This window comes from Okeania sp. SIO1H4 (assembly GCF_010672695.1).
Taxonomy (GTDB): Bacteria; Cyanobacteriota; Cyanobacteriia; order Cyanobacteriales; family Microcoleaceae; genus Okeania; species Okeania hirsuta.
The window spans coordinates 1-25775 of sequence record NZ_JAAHGB010000080.1; the positions used below are offsets into that span (position 1 = coordinate 1).

Sequence of the window (25775 nt, forward strand, 5' to 3'; positions counted from 1 at the left end):
GAAATAATTGTGGCCAGACTTAATGATTTTAGGACACATTTTTACCCTAGCTTTCTATTTGTACGCGAGGATAAAAGGCCACATAGTTTTGAATGTTTTTGGCTTTTTCTTTGGGGTTGGGATAATACCAACTACTTCTATATTGTAGTAGCTCGCTTCACCTTTCCAGAAACAGTTACTATGGGTTTTGCTTTCTTTGAAATATTCACGATTAACTGTGTCTGGTGGGAAATAATAATTACCTTCGACAGTTTCACAGCGATCGCTCTGTGCTAAAATAACACCATTCCAAATAGCTTTAAGCATTATTTTTTCCTAATCCTAGTAATTACGGTATATAATCAGATAAAATATTGAATTAAATCAGGAAAAAGAGGAAATTAAAAATTGATTTTACCGGTCTAAATTTTATAATCCTGGATTTAAGGCGATCACTAATTTCTATATTAATAATTGAGTAATAATACGTTTTTATCTCTGTATTTTCTTATGATCTAGAAAATCAAAATTTTGTACTTTATCCAACGCCAGAAAAGCTATTATTCTGAAAATAACTTTCAGAAAACACAAAAAAAGCAGCTAGTTAAGCTGCATATTTAAGAATAACCTTTGTGTTTCTGTGAGGAAACTTTAATCAATTAATTAATTTAATATAGAAAATAATTTACCTCTCTACTTTGATAATATGTAAAAATAAATTCAATGTATGTGATTTATCCCATCAGTCAATTGTGAATTTTTTCAATGATTAGAGTGATAATGTTTTGAAAAAAATGCGATCGTCAAAACGAAAACTCAGTAATGTAGGTAACAAGTAAATCTTGATACCTACACTCTCACTGTTTTTTCAGCATAATTTTCTTATAGGGGTTTTTATATTGCACTAACTAACCCTAAAAACGGAACAACGACAAAAAAATCAAAATGTATAGATACATGACATACTAATTATTATACTCCATGATAGATATTGCACTTCTTGCATCTTCTATTTGATCGATATGAGCTTTGAGTAAAGATAAATCTGTTGCTACAAATCTCTTGTTGCTTGCCAGATCGTAAGCTTCCCACTCTTGAGAAAAATCTACATCTTGCCAAATAAACCAATCTCGGTAGATTTCACCTTCGTCAATATCACCACACAGAGCTAACCAATCATCTCCATCAAAATTGTCTACTGCTGATGCTACTAAGTCAAGCCATGCAATAGTACTACAAGTATCTGTATTGGTATCAGCAGCAAAGGAGGTAGACTGGGAGAGGCAGGTGTTAGATGTCATTGTTAAATTCCTTGATTAACTCTATGGTTTAACTGTAGGAACTTTTAGCACTAAATAGTGATAGATATATGCCACTATCTGAATCAAACCATCTCAGATATCAGATTAATCTACCTTGTTACTACGAAAATAGTAAAGCAGAATCATCCGACAAGTAGACACTTCATAAATTGGCACTGTTATGGCAGGTAATAGGGAGTAGGGAGTAGGGAGTAGGGAGTAGGGGAGTCAGGGAGTGGGGGAGTGGGGGAGTAGGGGAGTAGTAAATGTTAAGAATAATAGGACTTACCCATGAAGTACGAAAAACTAGGATTTGAGACTGCTTCCCTATGGGTCGCAATGACGAAAATACGTTGTGCTGCGTAAATCCTGAATAATATACAATCATATCATGTCTGCTGGGGGCGTTTGTGTAACCCAAGGGTGAATATCTACAGGAAATTTAAGTTTTTTATTGCCCTTAAGTATTCTTGCCTGTTCCCTGTTCCCTGTTCCCTACCTTTGCTATACAATACCGATGCTACCGGACATGATATCACTAGACATCTGGTGGAAATTAAAAAAAATCAATTATTATCCATAAATTGTCAATTATTCCCCTCTCAGGAGGGGTTATGGGTGGGTTCCCTATTCCCTATTCCCTATTCCCTATCCCCTATTCCCTGCTATATTTTTTGGTTTACTCAAACGAAAAGCACTGTAAAGGAAACAGGATGTTAAGGCACTTAGGTAAGTCACAAAAAAAAATTTTAACTGCCTAAAATACCTCACAGTCTATATAACTCAGGAGATACCTTAATAATTAAGAACAATTAATAGTTGAGGTGTTCAAAAATGCTTAATCTTAATAAGATGAAAACAAATATAGTAGCGATCGCTGTAGTAGCTCTAACTATTTGTAATACTCCCCTAGCACTTGCAGAAAATTATACCAGAGAATTTGACGAACAAAAATATCTACGTCAAAACCCTGATGTTGCACAGCTAGTACGTCAAGGAAAATATAGATCTGGTTATGAACATTATGTCAGATATGGACAATATGAAAATCGCCCCCCAGCTTTCAAAATATTTGATGAGCAAGAATATTTGCGACATAACCCTGACGTTAGAAATGCGATACGTCGTGGAGAATTTCAATCTGCTTACCAACATTACCTCAAACATGGTCAATATGAAAACCGTAAAGGTGCTTCTAAACCATCACAACCGGAATTTTATGATGATTATAATCAACCTCCTTTTGCCAACAATAATTTGAGTTGCCAAAATATAAATCGTAATTTATCTCAGGAGGCATTTTTCCGCACGGAGAGTCGAGTAATTCATATTTGTAGATATGAAAATACTAACAAATTAGTTTGGTTTGAGCGGAACAATAGAAGCAATTATGGTTGGAAAACTTTTCCAGTAGAAATTGCCTATAATGGTTTTGTTAATGCTCGTATGGGCTATTTTGTTAATAACAATGAATTTATTCATAAACGAAGAAATCGAAGGGTTTACAGAGAACAAGTTCTAACTCAATGGAGACATAATTGTACCAAAACATCTCCTTCTCTATCATCGAATACTTTTTAAAAGTCTAATACTAATTCGATAAATTTTTGCTACAAATGATTAGCATCTTTATTAGGAATCAGGAGTCAGGAGTCAGAATGAATGTCTTCAGAACCAGTTTTTAGGTCAGAAACTCTATTTTTTTCTCAAAGGGACATCTACTGTAAATTATTTTAATCACACTTATTGTTAGTAACATTATTTTTCTAAAATGGCATCACTAATTATGACAACTATTATTTTTTCCTGTACGTTGCTAATCTGATGGATCCCCTACCTGAATTCTAAATTAGGACTCCCGATCATTTATACGACATATTGAAGTACGTAATGTAGGCTAAAATAATATCTCTGTATCCATTTTATGCTTTAGTCCGAACTTTTTCAGGAAGCTTTACCTCATTTTGGAGAGGCTTTCCTTGCTCAAAGTCAGTAATATTAGATAAGGTTGTAGTAGCAATATCATTCAGTGCTTCTTTAGTGAAAAATGCCTGATGAGAAGTAATCAAAACATTCTGGAAAGATTGTAATAACTGGAAAGTATCATCCTGAATAACTGTATCAGATAAATCTTTAAAGAAAATATTTTCTTCTTGCTCATAAACATCAATTCCAAAATAACCAATTATTCCAGATTTTATACCTTCAATTGCTGCTTTTGTATCAATTAATTGACCGCGACTGGTATTAATTAACATCACTCCTGTTTAATTACTTAGGAGTCATATCATGTCCGGTAGCATCGGTCTTGTATAGCAAAGGTAAGGAAGAAGGAAGAAGGAAGAAGGAAGAAGAAAGAGGGAAGAGGAAAGAAGGCTACCCTCGCAAGAAAAAACCATCATTTCCTGTAGATATTCACCCTTGGGTTTACACAAACGATATAAACGGACATGATATCAGGAGTCGTAGGGGGGAATGGCCATTACTCCCTACAGGACTCAGGAGGGAAGAAAGAAGAAGAAACCCCGAGTAGAAGGAGAAAGTTTTTTGGTCGCGCAAACGGAACGGAGTTCTATCGAGCTCTTATCCGGACATGATATCATACCTCAAATCATCAACGCCAAAAACTTATAACCCTGTAGGAACGTTGCATGAAACGTTCCTACATTGTCATCTACTTAGGAGAAAAAGAGGCAGATTGACTTCTGACTTCTGACTTCAGCTAGTAAGGCCATTTCCAATTAACAATATCAGGTCGGTCAGCACCATACTCGTACGCATAGTTTTGACAAGAAATTTGCTCATTGCGGAAATCTTCTTTCGCATGAGCACCTGCAACTTTTAGTCTATCTACTCGGTCAATTACATCCATCGCAATACTGAAGCGGTCAATATTGTTCCGAATAGCTAATTCTAAAGGTGTATTAATATTACCCTTTTCCTTATAACCTCGGACATGGAGATTATTGTGATTAGTGCGACGGTAAGTATAACGGTGAATCAACCAAGGATAACCGTGGAAGTTAAAGATAATTGGTTTATCCAGAGTAAACAAAGTATCAAAGTCGCGATCGTTCAATCCATGAGGATGCTCTGTATCTGGTTGTAACTTAAACAGATCGACTACATTGATAAAGCGAATCTTCAAGTCAGGGAAAGCTTCCCGTAAAAGAACACTAGCAGCCAAAGCTTCCTTAGTCGGAATATCTCCAGCAGTTGCCAACACAACATCAGGCTCCATTCCCTGGTCGTTACTTGCCCAATCCCAAATGCCTATACCCTTGGTACAATGCTTAATTGCAGCATCCATATCCATGTACTGCAAATGCTTCTGTTTGTCAGACACAATCACATTTACATAGTTTTTGCTCCGCAAACAGTGGTCAGCAACCGATAACAAACAGTTAACATCAGGTGGTAGATAAATCCGAGTTACATCTGGAGTCTTGTTAGAAACTACATCTAGGAAACCAGGATCTTGGTGAGTAAAACCGTTGTGGTCTTGTCGCCAAACTGTAGAAGTAATCAACAAATTTAGAGAAGGAATTTTTTCACGCCAACTAAGTTCATTGCACTTTTCAATCCACTTTGTGTGTTGACCCACCATTGAATCAATTACATGAGCAAATGCCTCATAAGTCGAGAAAAAGCCGTGTCTTCCCGTCAATATGTATCCTTCCATCCAACCTTCGAGAGTGTGTTCACTCAACATTTCCATCACACGACCATCTCGTGCAAGCTCCCCACCATCCAAGTCTTCCGGTAGAAACTCTGCCATCCAAGTTTTCTTACTAACTTCATAAATGGCATTCAGCTTATTAGAAGTATTTTCATCAGGTCCGAATACCCGGAAATTATTCATGTTCTTAGCCATGACATCCCGGAGAAATACACCCAAAGGACGAGTATTTTCTGCTTCTATTGTTCCAGGTTTATCTATTTCTATACCGTATTCCTGGAAATTAGGCATATTCAATTGTTTGCAGAGAAGACCACCATTGGCATGAGGGTTAGCGCTCATCCGACGGCCACCATAAGGAGCTATTTCTCTTAATTCCGGTTTAAACTTGCCACTTTCATCAAAAAGTTCTTCTGGTCTGTAGCTACGCAGCCACCCTTCTAAAATTTTTAGATGTTCTGGATTTTTAGCAACATCAGTCATCGGCACTTGGTGCGCCCGCCAGAAACCTTCAATTTTGTGTCCATCAATTTCTGAGGGAGCTGACCATCCTTTAGGTGTCCGGAATATAATCATCGGCCACCGTGGCAGATCGGCATTGCCAGAACTCCTAGCTTCTTGCTGAATAGCTTTGATTTCTTGAACACAATGGTCTAAGGTAGCTGCCATTGCTTGGTGCATACTATCTGGATCGGAGCCTTCGACAAAATATGGTTGATAACCATAACCCAAAAATAGATTTCTTAAATCCTCATGGCTGATTCTAGCTAAAATTGTAGGATTGTTAATCTTATAACCATTTAGATGCAGAATTGGTAAGATAGCACCATCTGTAATGGGATTAATAAATTTATTGGAATGCCAAGATGTAGCTAGAGGTCCTGTTTCTGACTCACCATCTCCCACAACTGGCACAGAAATTAAATTTGGATTATCCAGAATTGCACCTGTGGCATGAGAAAGTACATAACCAAGTTCACCTCCCTCATGGATAGAACCTGGAGTTTCTGGCGTACAATGACTACCAATACCACCGGGGAAAGAGAATTCTTTGAAGAATTTTTCTAGACCTTGTATATTTTGACCCTTGTCAGGATAGACTTCTGAGTAAGTGTCCTCTAAATAAGTTGGAGCTAATACTCCTGGTGCGCCATGTCCTGGACCGGACATATAAATCATATCAAGGTCAAATTTTTTGATAATCCGGTTGAGATGTATCCATATAAATGCTTGACCAGAACTTGACCCCCAGTGTCCCAAAATTCGACTTTTAATGTGTTCAGGGCTTAGAGGTTCCTGTAGGAGAGGATTCTTTTTAAGATAAATCATCCCTACCATTAAATAGCAAGAAGCGCGCCAAAAAGCTTGCATTTTGTAGAGTTCATCAGAACTCAGGGGCGTTCCTTCAACGGTTGAACGCGCCTGGCCAAAAGCACTGATCGAAGCTATTTTTTCTGGTGTTGATACCATTATTTTCAGATCCCTTATACAAAATTCTACATCTTTTGTCTTTTAGTAAGCAGAATAAATGTCCATTGCTAGGATTAAGTTGAGTTGAGCAATTTCAAACATTCATTCTTGTTTCTGCTAATAGTGGAGATGAGATGGCTATATTACTATGCCGATCTAGTTACAAATAACTATAATTAATTTCTACAATAAAACTGTCATAAAAGATAGTTAAGATTTAGTTAAGTTTAGTATTTATAATTATTATCTTTATTCGAGGGAAAAAATAATAGATATATACCAATATACATATATACCAATTATGTTATAGGTTATAGAATGCCCTATTCAATCAAGGTTTTTCATTATAATTTTTTTATTATATTTAATGAATTCAGCTTATTTGATAAATTTTAACTACTATTATTTTGATTTTCTCATACTTAGTTTAAGCCTATAATTTATCTTGATTTTTAGCTACTTTGATAGCTTGAACTAACCTAATGTTTTTTGTGCAATTGTGTCATAGAAAGTTCTATATTATCAGTAAGTATCTTAGCAGCTTGCTTTGTAGAATAACCAAGATAATCTTTGACTTCTAAAGGAGAACCTATATTAACCTTAACGCCACACCGCCAGGGTGGAGGAGCTGGATGATCGTATAAAATACTAACAGGAATAATTTTTAGATTAAGTTCCTTTTTGCTAGATATTGCCTGTAGTGCTATACGAGAAACACCCGATTGAATAGGATAAATTTTGTTATTTTCGGGATATATTCTTCCTTCAGGAAATAGTACCAACATTTCCTGATTTTTTAGGAGTTGAACACTATGGCGAATACTAGAAATTCCAGGATGATCGCGATCAACAGGAAACCCACCCAAGCGACGAATAAACCAACCTTGAAAACCTCGTGTTTGTTCTTCGGAGACCATATATCGAAGTTTACGGTTAGTCACAAACAAACCTGCTGCATAAGCTATAATTAGAGGATCCCAGCGAGAACGGTGAGTAGGTGCAAGAATAATTGCATCTGTTTTTGGTATATTTTTTTGACCCCTGATTTCTATTTTGAAATAAAATGGCACTAATATACAGCATGACAAAAAGTAAGTTAGTGGAGTTAACCAAGCTGAGAACTCAGAGGTAACTTCCGCAGATGCTTGATCATTCTTAGGTTTATTGTTTTTAGTCATTGGTGGTGTATAAGGTAAGAAGAAGTTTACCGAAAAATTGGGTTTAAAGCTTCGCCCATAAGCGGGCGACTTTTTATTTGCAAGTGAATTGAATATATGCTACACTATTATTAGTTGCCGGGGGGCACTCGGAAACTCTAAACGGACGTGGAGGCAAGCATAAGACTACTGTCAAAGTAGCAGAAGCCTAAGAAGCGTCAACCCGCCGAAGAGCTACGGCTCAGTAGGAATCTCCGTGCCTTTAGGCCGGAGAGGATGTCAAAGTGCAAGGGTTTAGCCACATCTAAGCCCTATGAGCATAATTTCCAGCAAGTCTAGTCTAGAAAGAGGTTTCAGCTTAGTTTACAAATCAGCTCTAAGACTATTGTTATATCATGTCCGGATAATTAGTGATAGAACTCCGTCCCGCGCTCCGCGTTAACGTTTGCGGTAGCATGACCCTAGGAAAGTTGTGCGCCTGCAAACAAAAAACTTTCTCCTTTTCCTCCTATTTATTCTTTCTTTCTTCCCTCCTGATATCAAATCCGGTTAAGCAGTTATAGAATGGTTAAGTCAGGAGGAGTCAACCTACCCCTCGCCCCTCCCCCTCCCAGGAGGGGGAGTCAGGAGGAGAGAGAATGACAAAGATGAGCATAGTTATGACGATTGGAGAATTTTTTTATGTCCAATAAAATGGATTTGATATTACTCCTGACTCCTTTATCGTTATTTATAATATTCAACCGGACATGATATTACTTGTGTTGCTTTTAATTCAAATTGTCAAACGCCAAAAGACGTAGTGCTATAATTAAAAATCCGAATCCTACTCAGAAATCTCAGATCTGAAAATTTAAAATTAAAATTATAGACTTGCTTAACTATCAGATTGATAAGAAATATGTTCTGATTGATAAGCAGGGGGTTCAACATGAATCATGATTCTGGCAGGATGAAACCTTTCTTGTAGAAGCGCTTCTACCTTTTCAGTAATTTGATGAGCAGTTTCTATATCATTAGAATTAACAATGAGGTGCATTTCAATAAATACCTGACGACCGATAATTCCACGAGAAGCAATGTCGTGACAATTAACTACTCCTGGAACTTCCATCGCGATCGCATGAATAGCTTCTGGTGCTACTGCCATATAGTCTACCAACCAAGGCAAATTTTCTTTCAAAACTTCCCAAGCACTCCGAAACACTAAAAGAGCAACGGGAAAAGCTAAAAGCACATCTAACCAACGGAAAATAGTTAGATTCCAAATATTTCCTTGCCAAATACCAATTAATCCAGCTATAACAATTACTGTCACCCAGATATCACTCATTGTATGGTGAGAGTCGGCAATTAAAATACTACTACCGATTTTATGTCCTACCCGACGTTCATAAAATGCCACAAAAATATTAATCCCAAGCACAATTAATAATATCCATAGTGCGGGTGGAGAAATATTCACCTCTTGACTACCGCCCACTATTTGTTGTATTGCTCCACTCAGAATTTCAAAACAAGCAATACCAAGGAAAGCAGCAATACCTAGAGCGCCAATAGCGTCAAATTTTTGATGTCCGTATGGATATTGGCGGTCTGGTTTAGGGGAGGCAAGATGATTTGTGACTAACCCTAAAATGTTATTAGCACTGTCAGTGACACTGTGCAAAGCATCAGCAAATAGACTCAGAGAACCTGTCCAAAATGCTATTCCAGCTTTGATTAACATCACTAATAAATTTAGTAGTAAAGTGATGATTAAAACTTTGCGGACTTGTTTGCGATTATCGGTAGACATGGTTCAACAATTAATAATTAATAATTAATAGACTTGTCGCGAAATAAAACCTTAAAGTTAAATGGAAAATTTCTACCTTTCAATCATTAAATTATCCTGCCATTAAGTAGAAATTCCAGAGTCCAGCTGCAGTGAACATGAAGCGAGCGTCGCGCATCTTTGATGTGATTTCGATATCATCCTCTAGCTGCATTATATCTGTTTACCCCAGATATTGTCTGTTCACTTTTGACGCGGTCGCTACTTTTTTCTTGATTGAGATGTTTTTGTTGGTCAGTTAATTCCTGAGATCGAGGTTTTTTCGTGGGTCGGCTTGATGTTGACAAATTCCTTCTAACTCTATAGAACCCCTGAGCGTATCTTTGGAGGCGGTATGTGCTTTTGACTTCCGTCCTCAGCCTGAGGAAGTTGTGGAAATTCAGGAACGAGAATGGGGAAAAAGCGGATGAGACCCCGTGTCGCCCAATAGCAAACCTGGTAGCTTCCCTTGCAGGTAGAAAAATACTCTTATCTCCCCATCTCCCCATCTCCCCATCTCCTTCTCTATTTTTAAATAGATCCGTTTAGGGGTTCTATACTTTACCTTATAAAGCGACAAGTCTATTATAGGATTGGATAAGTTCTTTTTAGGCATGATTTTCAGCCTTTTTTTGTAGTATTCTTTTTTCATGCTTGGTTTAATTGAAATTAAAAAAAGTAGACAAAAATGATGAAAATAGTGAGATCAAGTTAAGCTTATATTGAGCATCAAGCTCAAGATTATTCCTTTAAATTGAAAGATTAAATATAAGTAGTAAAACTGATTTTATAGAGCATAATTATGGAGCATTAAATCTTCATAAGTGGAGAATTTATTTTAATTTTCGATCGAGTAGATAATAAAAAATGGAAAGTAGAGTTGGTGAAAAGTTAACAAACTAGAAATCTAAAAGCAATAACTTGATTGACATAGGATGGAGCAAGTTATTATAGAGGAGAAAAAATCAATAAAATCAGGCAATTTCTCAAGAAGAATAAAAAGTTTATTGTTGTAAATTTTCTCCCTACGCACCTCAATAAAATTTACTTGAAGTGATTTGGTTACAACTCAAAACTTTGCTAAGAAAATTGTATTATCTTGGTAAGAGTTTCAAAATTGTTAAAGGTTTATTTGAATTATTTATTAACTTAAAACTATTCAATCTTCCTGATTTAAAAAAATATGATGCTTCTTCATAAATCATTTAGATTTTCTACATAATCCATGGATATATTCGAGCAGATTATTTAATTCCTAGTTCATTTATTTTGATTAATTTACCGAATAATTAAGATTTCAAGCCTCTTTTTTGAAGAATAAATAAAAAAAAATCATTTTCGCCGATCCTATCAGTTTTCAGGAGAGGTAATGATTAATGATTAATTGTTAATTGTTAAAAAGCTTACTTAATCATAGTTAATTTAATTTTAATTCATATAAATTCCTGGACAGACTACTATTCTGCCCAAGAAATAAATTATCAAAAATCAAAAAAGTAAAATATTTGAGCGATAAGTCGCATTATCGCTACCGCGATCGCCTACTTAGTGGGCACAACCATTTCCATGATAATCATCAGTATCATAAAATCCATTCTTAGTGCCAAAGAATAGACAACCAATACTAAACAATACAGTTAATCCAATTAAAATTAATTTGACATCCATAATTACAAGCTCCTTAATATGAATTTAATTCAAACAAATGAAATTATAAACAATACTTGGCTAGAACGCCCATCTCCCGAAGTTGCCCCAGATTTAGTAGGTTGTACTTTAGTGCGACGGATGTCCAATGACCAAATTATCCGTAGCACCATCGTAGAAACCGAAGCTTATGCACCAGGAGACCCTGCTTGTCACGCTTATCGCAGTCGTACCCCACGAAATGCTGTGATGTTTTGCCCCCCAGGGATGAGCTACGTTTATCTCATTTACGGAATGTACCACTGTTTAAATATTGTGACAGATGCAGATGGGGTTCCTAGTGTTGTCTTAATTCGAGCTTTACAATTGGAGTCTGTGCCAGATTGGTTGTGGGAATATATACCAAAACAAAAATCAAAACCTAAAATTTCTCGTCTTGCTGCTGGCCCAGGTAAGCTTTGTCGTTTACTTGATATTGACCTTAGTTTGAATGGTTCACCTTTGGGAGTGGGGAGACCTATGTGGTTGGAACATCCCACGAGGCAACTTCAGGAAGATTTGCAAAAAGACGAGAAGGAGCAAAGTGGTTTCCATTAGAAAATAGCCCTACTTCTCAAAGTATATATCACAAAAAAATGTTTGAAAATTTGATTATGCCTCAAGTTTCTGGTTTCCCTGAAAATTTTATATTTGCTCCTGTTGTTTTTCCTGTGGCAAAATGGATTGGCATAACTAATTGTTCTGTTCCTGTATTGCAAGGTTTTCAAGAACTAACACAGATGTTACAGCAATATCCTAAATGTTTAACAAATGAGCAAGTTTTAATCATTAGTAAATTAGTTGAGAATTGCGATATTTCAGATATTCCTAAACCTTCTGCAAAACCAAAGCCTATTTTACTAAAACCTTCCGATCAATAATTCTTAATCCGGAAAACTGCTGCTAACTTTATGTACTAGACTGACAAATCTAAAATGGTGCGTTACAACGGATTGTTAAATACCTTTCACAGCTGATATTTTAGCCGTAATGGCGCACCCTACAATAATGAACTTAATAAGAAAAATAGCTCCAAATTGTTCTACTTTAGAATAAAAATAACAGTTCACTTTTCTTGCCTAAAAATAATTAAAATATCAATAAAAAATTAGCCATATAATATTTTGGGCCGATAACTTTTGTGAACAAAGTATGTGCAACTTACCCAGAATTGTTCTACTCTATATTATGTACTCAATAATTAATATAGAGTTGTAATATGCCCAGAACTCAACGTAATGATAATTTCATTGACAAATCATTTACGGTCATGGCAGATTTGATTTTGAAGCTGCTACCAACAAATAATCAAGCTAAAGAGGCTTTTGCTTATTATCGTGATGGAATGTCGGCACAGGGTGATGGTGAATATGCTGAGGCATTAGACAATTATGATGAAGCTTTGAAATTAGAAAATGACCCTAATGACCGGAGTTATATTCTTTATAATATAGGTTTAATTCATGCTAGTAATGGCGAACACGATCAAGCAATAGAATACTATCACCAAGCTTTAGAAAATAATCCGAGAATGCCTCAAGCTTTAAATAATATTGCTGTAATTTTTCACTACAGAGGAGAACAGGCGAAAGAAAAAGGTTCGTCAGAAGAAGCAGATGGTTGGTTTGATAAAGCGGCTGAATATTGGCAACAAGCAATAAGTTTAGCTCCTAATAATTATATTGAAGCTCAAAACTGGTTGAAAGTTACTGGGCGATCGACTAAAGATGTATTTTTCTAAATGTAGTTAATTTTAGAGTTTTGAAAAGAGGAAAAAATTACTAATGATTGACAGCGAACAAGTCCGTAAAGTTGCACATTTAGCTAGATTAAAACTTAACCCAGAAGAAGAAGAAAAATTTACGACTCAGTTAAGTAGTATTTTGGATTATTTCGAGCAGTTGAGTGAATTAGATACAGAGAAAGTACCTCCTACTACTAGGGCAATTGATGTTAGTAATATCACTCGTCATGATGATTTAGAAAAGTTTCCAAATAGAGAAGAAATTCTCTCTTGCGCTCCAGAGCAAGATGGAGACTTTTTTAAAGTTCCTAAAATTATGAGTGAAGAATAATATAGTAGGGAAGTAAGCATTCAGCAGTCAGCTATCAGCTATCAGCTTTATATCTAGATGGTGCGTTACATTTCATTAACGCACCCTACTGGACTCTGTTATACTGTTTCACTGAGTTCAAAAGTCAGAAAAATTATCTACTCTAGAATATTCAGTAAATTTCTCCTTTTCTTTTAGCTGATTCTCTGTTTTATCGGCATCAAGTTCTCCTATTATAGAGTTGTAATCATCTTCTAGGCTATCTGAAGAAAAGCCAGAAAAATTTTCCAATGGAAAGAAGATTAGCTGGAACGGTTATTATTGATGGGACTGATGATGAATATTAGCCCCAAAGTGATGAAAAAGTTCACATAATGTTACAAGTTGACGTGCGGAATGTGAGATTTAATGCTGCTTTCCCTCCATACCTATCCCCTATTCCCTTTTAATTAAACCTGTAAGCAGCTTTGTAAACTATTAATTAATTCTTGGTCTAAATAAGGCTTACTTAAATAGTCATTTGCACCTAATTGTTTAGCTAATGTACGATAGGGCTGACTACTACGAGATGTTAACATTAATACTGGCATTTGTGCTATAGGATATTGTTTACGACAACGACTGAGGAATTCAAAACCATTCATTTGTGGCATTTCTACATCACAAATAACAGCTTGAATTTGAGTATTTTGCTGTAGTTTTACTAACCCTTGCCATCCATCTTTAGCTTGAACAATATCATATCCTGCTTTTTGTAAAGTACTGGAAATAGCTTGGCGAGTAGTTAAAGAATCATCAATTACTAGAATAGTTGGTAGTTTAGAAAGAATAGACTGTTTAAATTTAGAAGTATTTTTTAGTAAATTTTTAGCATCTAATTGTTCTGTGTGTAATATTTTTTCTAATAATTGAATACCATCAATAACTGGTACTAAGCTCCCATCTCCTAAAATTGTACAACCATATAAATATGATGGTGCTTTTAAAATTTTGCTAAAAGGTTTAATGGTCAAATTTTGCTCCATTAATATTTGTTCAATTTTGATGGCAATTGTATCTGAATCTTCAGATATCAATAACAACATCACTTTCCCTTGAGAGTTTTTTGTATAAGAATTTTTCCAAGAAAATTCCACTGATTCTTGTTGAATACTTCCTGAAACTATGGGATAATTATAATCCAACAAGATTGATGGTGCTATAGATACCTTTTTGCCTTTCCAATAATATACTTTTTCCCTGCGCTCGACTTTAATTTCGCTAGGGTCAACATATATAATGGCTGCTAAAATATCTAAAGGAATTGCAAAGAAATTTCCCTCCATGCGAAAAACCAATAATTTTGTAATTGTTAAAGTCCATGGCAGTCTCAGAATAAATTTTGTCCCTTGACCAAGTTGGGATTGAATAGTAATATTTCCTTTCAATGATTCTATTTGACTGTAAACTGATTCTAATCCCATCCCTCTTCCTGATAAATCGCTCACTTTTTTTGTAGTTGAAAAATCAGGATAAAATAATAATTTGTATAATTGTTTAGTGGATAATTTAGCAGCTTCAGTGACAGAAAAAATTTTTTTTTGTATAGCTAGATTCCGAATTTTATTAACATCTATACCCCGACCATCATCTCGAATTTCTATGTAAGTATAATTCCCTTGATAATAAGACTTAATAGTGATTTGTCCTTCTTTTGATTTACCATTACTTTGTCTGATTTCTGGGGGTTCGATACCATGATCGAAAGCATTTCTGACTATATGAACCATAGGATCGTACAATTTCTCTAAAACTACTTTATCAATTAGAGTATTCATCCCCACTAATTCGAGTTTGACCTGTTTTTGCTTTTGCACTGACAAATCTCTAATCATTCTAGGAAATCGATTCAATAATGATTCCACAGGTAACATTCGAGTTTTTGTGAGATTATTTTGTATTTGCTGTAAGGTTTGTTGTCTTTTTTTGACAACTTGTTGACTTTGCTGATGTAGTAGTTTAATGTCATTCACAGCTTCGCCTACTTGAGCAATTTCTTCTAATAGATTTGGCAGTATATTTACCAGATATGCTAGTTGATTATTCTGAGAATTGGGGGATTTATTTAGTTGCTCTGAAAAAGTCTTCATATCTTGAAGTTTCATCATTAACTGATGAAATTTTTGCCACCCTTTTTCTAAAGTTCCTATTGAAGCTTGAGATTGTTGATTTTGGAGAATAAAACTATTATCTTGAGTGGCTAATTCTCCCAGCAAATTATTCAGCATTTCCAGACGGTTGATATCTATCCTGACACCCAAAGAAGATGAGGATGTGGAAGTAATTTGCTTTTGCTGAATTTGTTTCTTTTGATTAGCAACTCCCGGTGCAGAAACTTGTTTTTGAGAAATATTTACTGATGAGGTCGCACTATTAGATGTTTTGACATTTTCTGTTTCCACTGCAACTTCAGATTTTTGAGGGACAACAGCTTTTACTGCTTGAGTTGGTTGATTAACTTGTTTTCTCTTAGCAGTTGTTTCTACCTTTCGAGATTTTAGTGGTTTTGTTAGTTTGACCAATGTGGGATTTAGATTCCCTCCTTGAGTGCGATCGCCTGCCAATACTGCTTTTTGCCCTGCCCAAAAATCTGCTAGAGCTAGTGTACCAATTTTTTTTATGTATTTTGGATTTACTTCCAAAGCTTTGATCGTAGTTTGAGCAATAGAAGTAAACCCAGGCAAATTTAGCATTGTCCCTAAAGTTGCAAATACTTCAGCTTGTCTCTTCAGTTCATCTTTAATGGATAAACCACTGTCAGTGCTATTCTTTCCAGCCAATAAATTTTCCCAACGATGCAAACCAGAGGGTATTTCTTCTGTAAACAGAAATTTAGTCATATCACCTTCTTCCATCGATACTTCGGGAAATTCTGCTGCTTCTTCTAAAGAATGTCCAAGTTTCTTTTCTATCTGCTCAAAAACTTGTTTGGCCTTAATAATAGAATTCTCTTGGTCATAGTTACCTGTTTCAATTTGTTTAACAGTAGGCGATCGCAAACAGTCAAAAGCTTGTAGCAGTAGATTTTCTAACTCTAGGTCAAAAACAGTATTTTCTTGATAAAGCGCTCTAATACTATTTTCTAAGTCGTGAGCAATTGTTTGAATTCCCATTAAACCAATACAAGCAGCACCACCTTTAATTGAGTGAGCTGCCCGCATTAGTTGATGTAGTTTTTGGAGCTCATGCTCTTGAGAGATATGTATTAATCCTTGTTCAAGAGTCTGTAGTAATTCTGTAGCTTCTTCTACAAAAAATTTGTAGGCTTGATCGTCAATTTCTATCATTTTTTATAAAATCTAAATCCATAGGGAACAGGCAACAGGGAAGAAAATTGAAAGTATCACAGTGGGCAAACATTAAGTTTTTGATATTAATCTTAAATACAGCAGTTTCCTACCCTCTGGAAGTACATATATAGCAGAATAAAGAACCGAAAGACCGAAAAATCTGGCGTTGTCTGATTTTTAAGCTTTTGATATGTCCGCGCCCTTTGCTTCGACTGCTATATTGATGGTTTTAGGGAGTAGGGAACTTCTATATCTATAAAACCCACATTCCGCACGTCAATTTGTAATATACAAAGTAGCACAAAATTTCCTAGCCCCTAAGTATTTATACTCTATAAATTAAGTTAATTAGCCTTCGCGATGGTGCTCCGGACGATGCGGAGCACCATCGCGCCGTTTACCAGGAAACTGCTAAGTATTTGTACTTCATTTATTTCTCTGATTACCGACCATTATTTTCTCCTGAGTTCTGAGTTCTGAGTTCTGACTCCTGATTTTTTATACTATAGCAATGTGCGCTGGCATATTTACAAATTACAGGAGGTGTCCAATAGCTAAAAGTTTTATCTGATTCCTACCGAATGCTTGCGCAAACAGCTTTTTATCATTTTCTTTGTGGGTTTAATACCCCACCGTCAACGGGGGTGTTCAAAATTACTTGGGGGAGCGTAGACGCGGAGCGACTTGTCGAAGACTATCCCCATGTAATTCTCCTCCTCTCTCCTGTCTCCTGTCTCCTTCTTCAATCCCCCTTCCGGAGCTGTTGCCTTCCGGAGCTGTTGCCTGCGCACAGCGCTATACATTTTGAAGTGCATAATGTGGTATAAGACCATTTTAGAACTACATCCAAAGTTTCTTGGGGAGCGCTGAATGCTGTTTGCAAAGCATGACAAACGAAAACACTATTTAATTTACCTTAAACTCCGCCACACTCTTTTCTAAATCTCCTGCTACCTCTAGTAACTTAGAAAAAGACTCTGCAACATTCATAGATTGTTCAGAAGTTTGATTAGCGATGTTTGCCACTTCTTGCATTGTTTTTGACAGTTTGCTAGAAGTATTAGCTTGAGTGGTCGCAGACAAAGTAATCTCCTCTACCAACTCACTGATCTGTGCACTCACATCCAATAAATCAGTCAGAGTTTTTCGCGCTCCTTTAACTAACTGAGTTCCTACCATTACCCGCTTGCGACCTACTATCATTGCCTTGACAACTTTGCTAGTATCAGATTGCATTTCTTCAACAATTTGTTCTATTTCTTGAGTAGCACTAGCTGACTGTTCAGCTAGAGAACGTACTTCACTAGCAACTGTAGCAAATCCTTGGTCATCTTGCCCCGCTCTGGTTGCCTCTACCGAAGCATTCAACGCCAAAATATTTGTTTGATTTGCCAAATCATTAATCAAATTCAGCACCCGTGAAATTTTCTTAGAAGTTTCCCCTAAATTTTTCACCTTCCGAGCGGTTGCCTCCACTGTTTTTTGAATTACCACAATTCCCTCCACACTACGGTTCATTGCAGCATCACTAGTTTGCAGAATCTGATTTGCTTGCTGCACCTTAGCTTCTGCCTGTTGAGCATTAGCAGCTACTGCTTTAACCGCATTTGTCATTACCTGAATTTGTCCAAGAGCATTAGTAATAGCTTCTGCTTGACGATGAGCTTCACCAGACAATTTTTCAATTTCAGCATTGTTACCTTCAGTTGTTGAACTCACAATATTTGTTGCTGACTTCACCTGTAGTACCAACTGCTGTAAGTTTTCAATCGTGGCATTAAAAAAGTCAGCCACAGTACCCATGACACCTACTGTTACATTAGCTCGTACTGTCAAATCTCCATCAAAAGAATTTTCTATTTCTGTCAAAAAAGTTTCTATTTGACTTTCTAATAATTCTTTCCCCTTTTGTTGTTCCTGAGAAATATTTTCTGCTGTTTTCCGAGCCTGGATCACCTGTTCTAATAGGAGAGCTTGTTCCAGGGTTGAACCCACTTGTAAAGCCAGTTGTTTGAAAATTTCCACCTCTGAATCTAGCCATTTCCTTGTACCAGAACATTGGTGAGCACCCAATAAACCATAAAGTTTTTGACCAACCACAATTGGCACTACCACATTTGCCTTCACCTGCCATTTTTCCAACTGTTCTCGGTGACAGTCTGTTAAATTTGCTTTGTAAATATCTTCTGTGACTTGTACTCGGCCTTGACGATAGGGTTCTACATACTCTGCCGGAAAACAGGGAACTTCTGTTTCTATCTCTGCAATCTTTGACCAATTAAGTCTGACTGACTCAGCAATAATTTTACCTTCCAAGTTGTCATCGAAACGATATATAACAATACGGTCAGCTTTCATCAGTAGCAGTGACTCTTCTACAGTGGTTTGGAAAATTTTTTCCAATTCCAGAGATTCCCGGATACGGAAACTAATTTCACTGAGTAACCGAGCTTGTTGAGTTGCTGCTTGTTGTTGCTGTAGCAAGAATGCTTGATCTAGTGCGTAACCAACTTGAATAGCTACTTGCTTAATTAAGTCAATTTCTAATGCTTCCCAGTTGCGAGGGGCAGAACATTGGTGGGCGATCAATAAACCATATAACTTTTTATCTGTGAGAATGGGAGCTACTAAATTTGCCTTAACTTTGAACTGTTCTAATTGTTTAATATGGCATTCTGTTAATCCTGCTTCACGGATATCATTAGTTGGTTTCACTCTCCCTTTCAAATACGGCTTAATATAACCCTTAGCAAAGCATGGATCTACAATTTCCGCTCCTAATGCTTCTGGAAATCCGACTGTTACTGATTCTGCTATTATTGTACCTTTCCACTGAGGATCGAATTTATAGACCATAACTCGGTCTGCTTGAATAGCTTCTTGCAGATCCTCGACTGTAGTGTTCAAGATGTCTTGAGGGTTAAGAGATTTACGAATATTGGAGCTGATTTGATTGAGGGCAATAGCTTGTTTTGTAGCGGCTTGTTGCTGTTGTAATAATGTTACTTGGTCAAGGGCAAAACCTACCTGGGTGGCTAGTTGTTTAGTAAAGTCAATTTCTGATTCTTGCCACTTACGAGGTGCAGAACATTGATGTACGATTAGCAAACCGTGAAGTTTTTGTTCGGCGATGATGGGAGCAACAATATTAGCTTTAACGGCAAAAGGTTTTAAAAGTTGGATATGACATTCTCCTAATCCTGCTTCATCAATATTCTCTATTGTGCTAATTCGTCCTCGCAGATATGATTTGAGATAATTTTTTTTAAAGCAAGGATCGGATATCTTTTTTCCAAAAGCTTGAGGCCAGGCTCGATCTACTGATTCGGCTACAACTGTACCAATCCAGTCAGCATCAAATTGATAAAGTATAACGCGATCGGCTTCTAATGTACCGCGGGCTTCTTCTACAATAAGATCAAAAATCTCTTCGGCATTCTGGGAAGTCCGGAGTTTGATGCCAATTTCGTTTAAAAATCGAGCTTGCTTGGCAGCAGCTTGTTGTTTTTGCAATAGGTATGTTTGTTCTAGAGCATAACCTATTTGAATAGCCAACTTGCGAATTAAGTCAATTTCTAATTCTGTCCAGTCTCTAGGCCCTGTGCATTGATGGGCAATTAATAGACCTATGAGTTTTTTTTCTACTACTACGGGAGCAACTAAGTTAGCTTTTACTTCAAAGGGCTTAAGCTGATTAATATGGCACTCTGTTAGCCCAGCTTCGTAAATATTTTCTGTGGCTTTAACCCGTCCCCTTTGATAGGGTTGAACGTAGCGATCGGCAAAGCAAGGATCGGTTATTTCTGCCCCTATAGATTGTGGCCAGTCACTATTAACTGATTCTGCAATAATTTTGCCTTTCCACTGGGTATCAAATTCGTATATTATTACTCTGTCACAATCAAGAGCTTCGCGAGTTTCTTCAACTGAAATAGTGAGAATTTCTTGAACATTTGAAGATTGACGAATCTGGAAATTGATGTAATTAAGTTTTTGAGCTTGTTCGGTAGCTATTTTTTGTTTTGTTAGTAGTAGAGCTTGGTCTACAGCATAGCCTAGCTGAGTAGCGAGTTGCTGAAAAAATTCTATTTCTGATTCTACCCATTGTCGTGGTTCAGAACAATGATGGGCAATTAATAAGCCTAATAATTTTCCGTTGGCAAGAATGGGAGCGACTAAGTTAGCTCTAACAGCAAAAGGTTCTAGTTGACTGATGTGACATTCTGTTAATCCTGCTTCGTAGATATCAGCAGTCGCTTTTACCCGGCCTTTTTGATAAAACTCTACATAACGGTCTGCAAAGCAGGGGTCGGTAATTTCTGCCCCTATAGCTTGTGGCCAGTCACTATTAACTGATTCTGCAATAACTGTACCTTTCCAGTTTTTGTCAAATTGATAAACTACTACTCTATCTGTTTGTAGGGCAGATCTGACATCTTCTACTGCTGTTTTAAAGATGTCTTTTAAGTTGATATATTCCCGAATATGGGAAGTAATTTCGTTTAATAATTCTAATCGTTCGGCTGCTGCTCCTTCTTTTTCTATTAATACTTGAAGTTGATTAATTCTGACATCTATATTAGCCTGTAAGGCACCTAAATCTTCTATTAAAGTATTAGTTTTTCCTTTGATTCCTAATGATTTTTGATTAGTATCCTGTTCCCACACTTTTACTGGAACAATTGCTAATGATTCATTATTTCCTTGAGTATTTACAGTTTTTTGATCAGATTTGTTGTGGAAATTTTGGCTCATATTTTGCGTTCTATTTTCTGATTGGTTGGTTTTTCTAAAATTTGTCTGTGCCATAATTTTAGTTTTATTAATTATCAATAATTACTAATTATTTAACGGCTCTTGCTAATTTTTTTGTCTGATTTTTATTTCTTTGCTTTTTCTAAATATTGAATAATTTTTTCAATATCTACAATCATCATTTTTTCTCCCTCTGAGTTTGTACAAGTTCCCTTGATAAATTTTGCTACAGGAGAATTAACTTTTTTTTGTTTCAACAGGGTAATATTTTTAGTCTCAATATTTATCAACTCACCTACTTTTTGTACTAAAATACCTAGATAGTTATCTTTATATTTTACTTTTACTACCCGAAGTTTTTCCTGATTGTATCCAGTAGATAGTAAAGGATTAAATCCCATCAAATAAGCAATATCAATTAACCATATAATCTCGCCATGCCACTGAAAAACTCCTGCAACTACAGTTGGCATACCTGGTATTTGTAAGACTTTTCCGTAGTCTAAGGTAATAACTTCATCTAGGTCATCAGTAGATAGTATAGTTTGTAAAGTCCGATCAATTTCTATACATAAATATTGTATGCTACGGAATAATTGTTGTTTTTGCATTGACTTTAAGTGAAGACTTTAGTCATAAAAATTTATGTTTGTTAAACAACTATGTTATATCATGTTCCCCCTCTGGGAAAGCTACGAATTGCGGACGGGTCAGTTATAAATAAAATTTAAGGACTGACAATACCGACAGTACCAAACAAATACTGAAATTATCAATACCCCCAATACCAATATTTCCTCTTTTTCTCCTTTCTTCCCTCCTGACTCGGTGACTTCCCCTCCTAGGAGGGGCAAGGGGTGGGTTGACTCCTGAGGACTCACAACAGTTATTTATAAGTATTCAACCGTTAGCGTAGCTCCCCCTCCGGGGGAACATGATATTAAACAACTAATCGTCTTAATGTTGCTACAACTTCTTCTCGATTAATTGGTTTTGTCACATAAGCAGATGCACCTTGCTTCATACCCCATTTTTGATCTATTTTCCCTGATTTATTAGAACAAATAACAATTGGTATATGAGCTGTATTTTCTTGACTTTTTAGTTCCCTACACAGTCCATAACCACTTTGACCAGGTAATACCACGTCTGTTAAAATTGCGTCAAAAGTTTTTTGATTCAGCAAAGCTTTAGCTGCTTCTGCTGTGGTTACGCTCAATGCATCAAATCCTGACTTTTGTAGACATTCAGTCAAAATACTAGCTTCAGTTGGGTTATCTTCTACAATTAATATACTTGCTTTCATAACTTTCTAATTGTTATTTAATGTTTGTCCAAAATTTTACTTATATTAATAAATTTTTTGTTTGCCAGTTGAATTTTTAATTAAGTGTGAGGCAAATGTTTTTGGATCATTTTTAAGATTTCTTCCGGTTTAGGAGGCTTACTCAAAAAGTCGGCTGCTCCTATTAATTTAGCCCGACTGCGATCTATCACATTATTTCGATGGGTAAAAATAATGACTGGTATTTTTTCAAATGCTGGTGCTTTGCGTAAAAATTGATAGACAGTATAACCATTTGCATGAGGCATTTCTAGGTCAAGAAAAATTAAATCTGGTTTATATTCAGCTATTTTAACAAATCCTTTAATTGGATCTTGTATACTGATAAACCTATAACCAGCAGGTTGCACAATTTTCTTTAATGTTTCAGTCACTACTGGGCTATCATCAATACAAGCAATTAATGATTGTTTTTTGGATGTAGTTTTGTCTGTACTTTTCTGAGAATTAGCTGTTGTTAAAGATGATTTTATAGGTGATGTTGATAAGTCTGGTACTGTTTTTAATTGAACTAATCCTTTTTTGACTAAAGGAAATAAAGTTTTAGTTACAGCTAATACTGATTTTCTTAGTTGATAGGCAATATCCCATATAGTTAGGTCCCCATGTAAGTATTTACCCCAACCAGATAAAGCTTCTGGTTTAACAGTTTTTGTCATGACAGGAACAAGATTGGGGTTAAGACTATTGAAACCTGCTTTTTGCCATAAATTTTGCATTTTATTAACTTTACTAAAAATTTCTTCTAGTTCTCTATAGCATAGAGCTAAACCTAAAGATAATTCTGATTTCTTATCTGGACTTTGCTCCCACTGGCATGTTAGATCTACGTAAAGACTCAGGGAAAATAATATTTCTAATGTGACAGTACGAATGACTTTTTTAGCCTGATAAAGAGTAATTTCATCTCTTGTTATTCCATCATATAGTAGAATATATTCCCAAGGTTTTTCTTGATCTGATAGTTGTAAAGTTATGGGTTTCCATTTAGGACAGTGCAATTCTATCCCTCGTTGCCAACGTCTCACTCTATGAAAGTTACCAGTAGTATAGAGTAATCTACCATAAAATATATAAATGTTTCCTTGTTTTGCATGGCTATTTAATAATAGGTTGCCGGTTGCCATTCTTTGACTAAGGATGTCTATTTCTTGTGCTAATTTGATTATTTTGTTGTTTGCAGACATGAATCTTAAAGGTTCAATATGAAAACTCGATCACCATTCGAGTTATGAATATTTGACAACATCATTTGTGGCCATCTGCTTAACTTTCTAGATTAGTTTTTCCTCTCAAGAAAATGACAATACAATAAAATTATTTTAATATTTTCTCCGTTAATCATATTATATTATGATTCTTAATATTTGAACAGAAAATAATTATTTAATACATTTTAAAAATGTTTTATTGTATTGATTGCATTAAAATCAGTAGTTTTTTTGTTTCATATGATCAAATAAACTAGATAATGATCATAAATATTTAAACAGTAAAACTACGTTAATTTTATCATAAAATTAATATTATTAATCAAGAAATTGATTAATAATATTAAAATAAGTCGCTGAAAAAACACCATCGTTTATAGTTATAGTTGATTGACATCTATGATCATATATATAAATTATTCTACACTACTAAATCTAAGTATATTTACTTTGTGGACAATGTTTTTGACAGTCGCCTTATATATAGCAATCCGCGCATTGGTTGTGACAATTTTTATAATAGTTAATTGGAACTGAAAACCTTTACAATTATGACTCCTGATGACTGCTCCCTAACTGTTACCAAAATATTACAACTTAAATAGGATTGCTAAAAATTTATAAACGATCAAAGCCTTGCTATATTTTACTAATTAAATTACAAAATTCAAAAGCTAATGAACCTCTCAGGAATGTTAAGTTATCAGACCTCTAAACAAATTAAGTTAAATTAATATTTATGATGTAAATTCTAGGAGTGATAGCCACTTAAACATTTTTTTGCACTATGAATTTCTCATATACCCCCTTTTCAGAAGTTAGGATACATATTAGTTATTGAAGTATTGAAAAGGCGCAATCAAGATATATTGACGACCTTCAGCGATCGGTTAATATTTTTAACTTTGCACTTTTATAAGGAGTCTGTAGACACGGATTGACTTCCCTTGGGTATCTCTCATACACCTATAAATTTTCACTGATTCAATTCTTTAGAGTCAACAAAATATAGTAAAAGTATTACGAAATGATCAAAAGGCCACCTAAAGGCCATATTAAACACTTAAATTTTTGCTAATTTGAGACAAATATAAATAGTTACATTATGCTATGATTAATGTTGGTAAAAATAAAAGTATGTTGTATGTATAGCAGTGGAAGGAAAGGGTGTGGACATATGAAAAACTTAAAACTCAGACAACACAAGATTTTTCCAACTTCAGTCCTTCCTTCTGCAATACATATACTAGATAATAACTAGAATTAAACCCCCATCAAACAAAGTACTGACCATCTGCTTAACAGAATCTTACTTTTAAAAGGTATAATCAAAAATGTCGTCATAGCGAAAAAACTAAAACAGAAGTATTAGTGGAAATGATTAGGAAGTTGAAGCTATATAGTTGTAGTAAGGCCTAGTAAATATTAAGATAAGGTAGATATTTGAAATTTTCCCGGCGATGCGCTTAGGTTACACCTTAAAATTACCAAACTTTGCTACTCATTGCTGTGCTTTTTCCTAGGTCATGCTGCGCAAACATGTAGGCGACAGCCAAAAATATGATTTTGCTTTCTGTCGTTTGGAATTAAACACAGTTGATGATCACTCTTCGCTTCATATTCTGGGTTTTATCCAGATACTAATAAGTTAAGCACACCTTTAGGCGATCGCATTGCCGATATACCGAGTTATTAGGCAAATAATTACCATTTTTATCTTTTTTAGATTGATTATGTTTTGCCATATTTGACACTTTTAAATATTCTCAAATATGACACATGTTTTATTCGATAATTCCCACCAATTTGGCAATAAGCAAAATTAGATACCTGATTTTATCTAAGTTTTACAGGAGCAATCATCAAGTAGAGAGGGGTTTTAGGTTTCTGGGCATACCCTCTATTTTTAACTGATTTAGCGCTGTGCGCAGGCAACAGCTCATCTGGCAACAGCTCATCTGGGGGAATAAAAGACCGATCATACAAGACTTTT

At 35.6% G+C, this 25775-nt stretch carries 19 protein-coding genes and 2 pseudogenes; 6 read left to right on the forward strand and 15 right to left on the reverse strand.

The features are described from left to right. Positions 1-127 precede the first annotated feature (127 nt). Both F6K06_RS29030 and F6K06_RS29035 read right to left on the reverse strand, forming a co-directional pair. A pseudogene (locus tag F6K06_RS29030) lies at positions 128-306 on the reverse strand (DUF427 domain-containing protein); the annotation flags it as partial. Positions 307-944: 638 nt separating this feature from the next. Then, positions 945-1280 carry a hypothetical protein gene (locus F6K06_RS29035; RefSeq protein ID WP_124144859.1) on the reverse strand — a complete coding sequence of 112 codons (336 nt, stop codon included), beginning with the start codon at positions 1278-1280 and terminating at the stop codon, positions 945-947. Between the two features lie 834 nt (positions 1281-2114). On the opposite strand from F6K06_RS29035, the gene F6K06_RS29040 reads away from it, so the two are divergent. Further along, positions 2115-2861, forward strand: a complete 747-nt coding sequence (locus F6K06_RS29040; RefSeq protein WP_124144858.1) for a hypothetical protein — start codon at positions 2115-2117, stop codon at positions 2859-2861. A 341-nt stretch (positions 2862-3202) separates the two neighbouring features. Here F6K06_RS29040 and F6K06_RS29045 read toward each other — a convergent pair. Beyond that, a pseudogene (locus F6K06_RS29045) lies at positions 3203-3544 on the reverse strand (NAD(P)-dependent oxidoreductase); the annotation flags it as partial. 44 nt (positions 3545-3588) lie between these two features. Here F6K06_RS29045 and F6K06_RS29050 point away from each other — a divergent pair. After that, positions 3589-3813 (forward strand): hypothetical protein, encoded by a 225-nt coding sequence (locus F6K06_RS29050; protein WP_124154825.1) that lies wholly within the window; start codon positions 3589-3591, stop codon positions 3811-3813. A 189-nt stretch (positions 3814-4002) separates the two neighbouring features. Here the strand turns inward: F6K06_RS29050 and F6K06_RS29055 are convergent, their stop codons facing one another. The 5 genes from F6K06_RS29055 to F6K06_RS29075 all read right to left on the reverse strand — a co-directional run bounded on the left by F6K06_RS29055 (position 4003) and on the right by F6K06_RS29075 (position 11070). Further along, a complete protein-coding gene (locus F6K06_RS29055; RefSeq protein ID WP_124144857.1) occupies positions 4003-6429 on the reverse strand; it encodes a phosphoketolase in 2427 nt (808 codons plus the stop codon). A 479-nt stretch (positions 6430-6908) separates the two neighbouring features. Beyond that, positions 6909-7607 carry a 1-acyl-sn-glycerol-3-phosphate acyltransferase gene (locus tag F6K06_RS29060; protein WP_124144856.1) on the reverse strand — a complete coding sequence of 233 codons (699 nt, stop codon included), beginning with the start codon at positions 7605-7607 and terminating at the stop codon, positions 6909-6911. Positions 7608-8463: 856 nt separating this feature from the next. After that, a complete protein-coding gene (locus F6K06_RS29065) occupies positions 8464-9384 on the reverse strand; it encodes a cation diffusion facilitator family transporter (protein ID WP_124144855.1) in 921 nt (306 codons plus the stop codon). 176 nt (positions 9385-9560) lie between these two features. Continuing rightward, positions 9561-9710, reverse strand: coding sequence for a transposase family protein (locus F6K06_RS29070; RefSeq protein WP_161564508.1), 150 nt, complete (start codon positions 9708-9710; stop codon positions 9561-9563). A 1237-nt stretch (positions 9711-10947) separates the two neighbouring features. After that, positions 10948-11070, reverse strand: coding sequence for a hypothetical protein (locus tag F6K06_RS29075; RefSeq protein WP_275670366.1), 123 nt, complete (start codon positions 11068-11070; stop codon positions 10948-10950). Between the two features lie 18 nt (positions 11071-11088). Here F6K06_RS29075 and F6K06_RS29080 point away from each other — a divergent pair, with 18 nt between their 5' ends. The 4 genes from F6K06_RS29080 to gatC all read left to right on the forward strand — a co-directional run bounded on the left by F6K06_RS29080 (position 11089) and on the right by gatC (position 13163). Then, the gene (locus F6K06_RS29080; RefSeq protein WP_287243423.1) at positions 11089-11646 is read left to right on the forward strand and encodes a DNA-3-methyladenine glycosylase; all 558 of its coding nucleotides are present in this window, start codon (positions 11089-11091) and stop codon (positions 11644-11646) included. Between the two features lie 38 nt (positions 11647-11684). Beyond that, complete coding sequence (locus F6K06_RS29085; protein ID WP_287308984.1) at positions 11685-11969, forward strand: hypothetical protein; 285 nt, start codon at positions 11685-11687, stop codon at positions 11967-11969. Between the two features lie 338 nt (positions 11970-12307). After that, positions 12308-12829 carry a photosystem I assembly protein Ycf3 gene (locus F6K06_RS29090; RefSeq protein WP_124144852.1) on the forward strand — a complete coding sequence of 174 codons (522 nt, stop codon included), beginning with the start codon at positions 12308-12310 and terminating at the stop codon, positions 12827-12829. A 43-nt stretch (positions 12830-12872) separates the two neighbouring features. Beyond that, entirely contained in the window at positions 12873-13163 is a 291-nt protein-coding gene (gene gatC, locus F6K06_RS29095; RefSeq protein ID WP_124154823.1) for an Asp-tRNA(Asn)/Glu-tRNA(Gln) amidotransferase subunit GatC, read from the forward strand. A 117-nt stretch (positions 13164-13280) separates the two neighbouring features. Here the strand turns inward: gatC and F6K06_RS29100 are convergent, their stop codons facing one another. The 7 genes from F6K06_RS29100 to F6K06_RS29130 all read right to left on the reverse strand — a co-directional run bounded on the left by F6K06_RS29100 (position 13281) and on the right by F6K06_RS29130 (position 23758). Then, a complete protein-coding gene (locus F6K06_RS29100; protein ID WP_161564506.1) occupies positions 13281-13433 on the reverse strand; it encodes a hypothetical protein in 153 nt (50 codons plus the stop codon). Between the two features lie 158 nt (positions 13434-13591). After that, positions 13592-16468: a hybrid sensor histidine kinase/response regulator gene (locus F6K06_RS29105; RefSeq protein ID WP_287243419.1), complete on the reverse strand. Its 2877-nt coding sequence runs from the start codon at positions 16466-16468 to the stop codon at positions 13592-13594. Positions 16469-17106: 638 nt separating this feature from the next. Then, entirely contained in the window at positions 17107-17274 is a 168-nt protein-coding gene (locus tag F6K06_RS29110; protein ID WP_287287213.1) for a hypothetical protein, read from the reverse strand. 103 nt (positions 17275-17377) lie between these two features. Beyond that, positions 17378-21280: a GAF domain-containing protein gene (locus F6K06_RS29115; protein WP_287243415.1), complete on the reverse strand. Its 3903-nt coding sequence runs from the start codon at positions 21278-21280 to the stop codon at positions 17378-17380. Positions 21281-21351: 71 nt separating this feature from the next. Next, positions 21352-21837: a chemotaxis protein CheW gene (locus F6K06_RS29120; protein ID WP_287243413.1), complete on the reverse strand. Its 486-nt coding sequence runs from the start codon at positions 21835-21837 to the stop codon at positions 21352-21354. 329 nt (positions 21838-22166) lie between these two features. After that, the gene (locus F6K06_RS29125) at positions 22167-22532 is read right to left on the reverse strand and encodes a response regulator transcription factor (protein WP_287243412.1); all 366 of its coding nucleotides are present in this window, start codon (positions 22530-22532) and stop codon (positions 22167-22169) included. Positions 22533-22612: 80 nt separating this feature from the next. After that, complete coding sequence (locus F6K06_RS29130; RefSeq protein WP_287243410.1) at positions 22613-23758, reverse strand: response regulator; 1146 nt, start codon at positions 23756-23758, stop codon at positions 22613-22615. Between the last annotated feature and the right edge of the window lie 2017 nt (positions 23759-25775).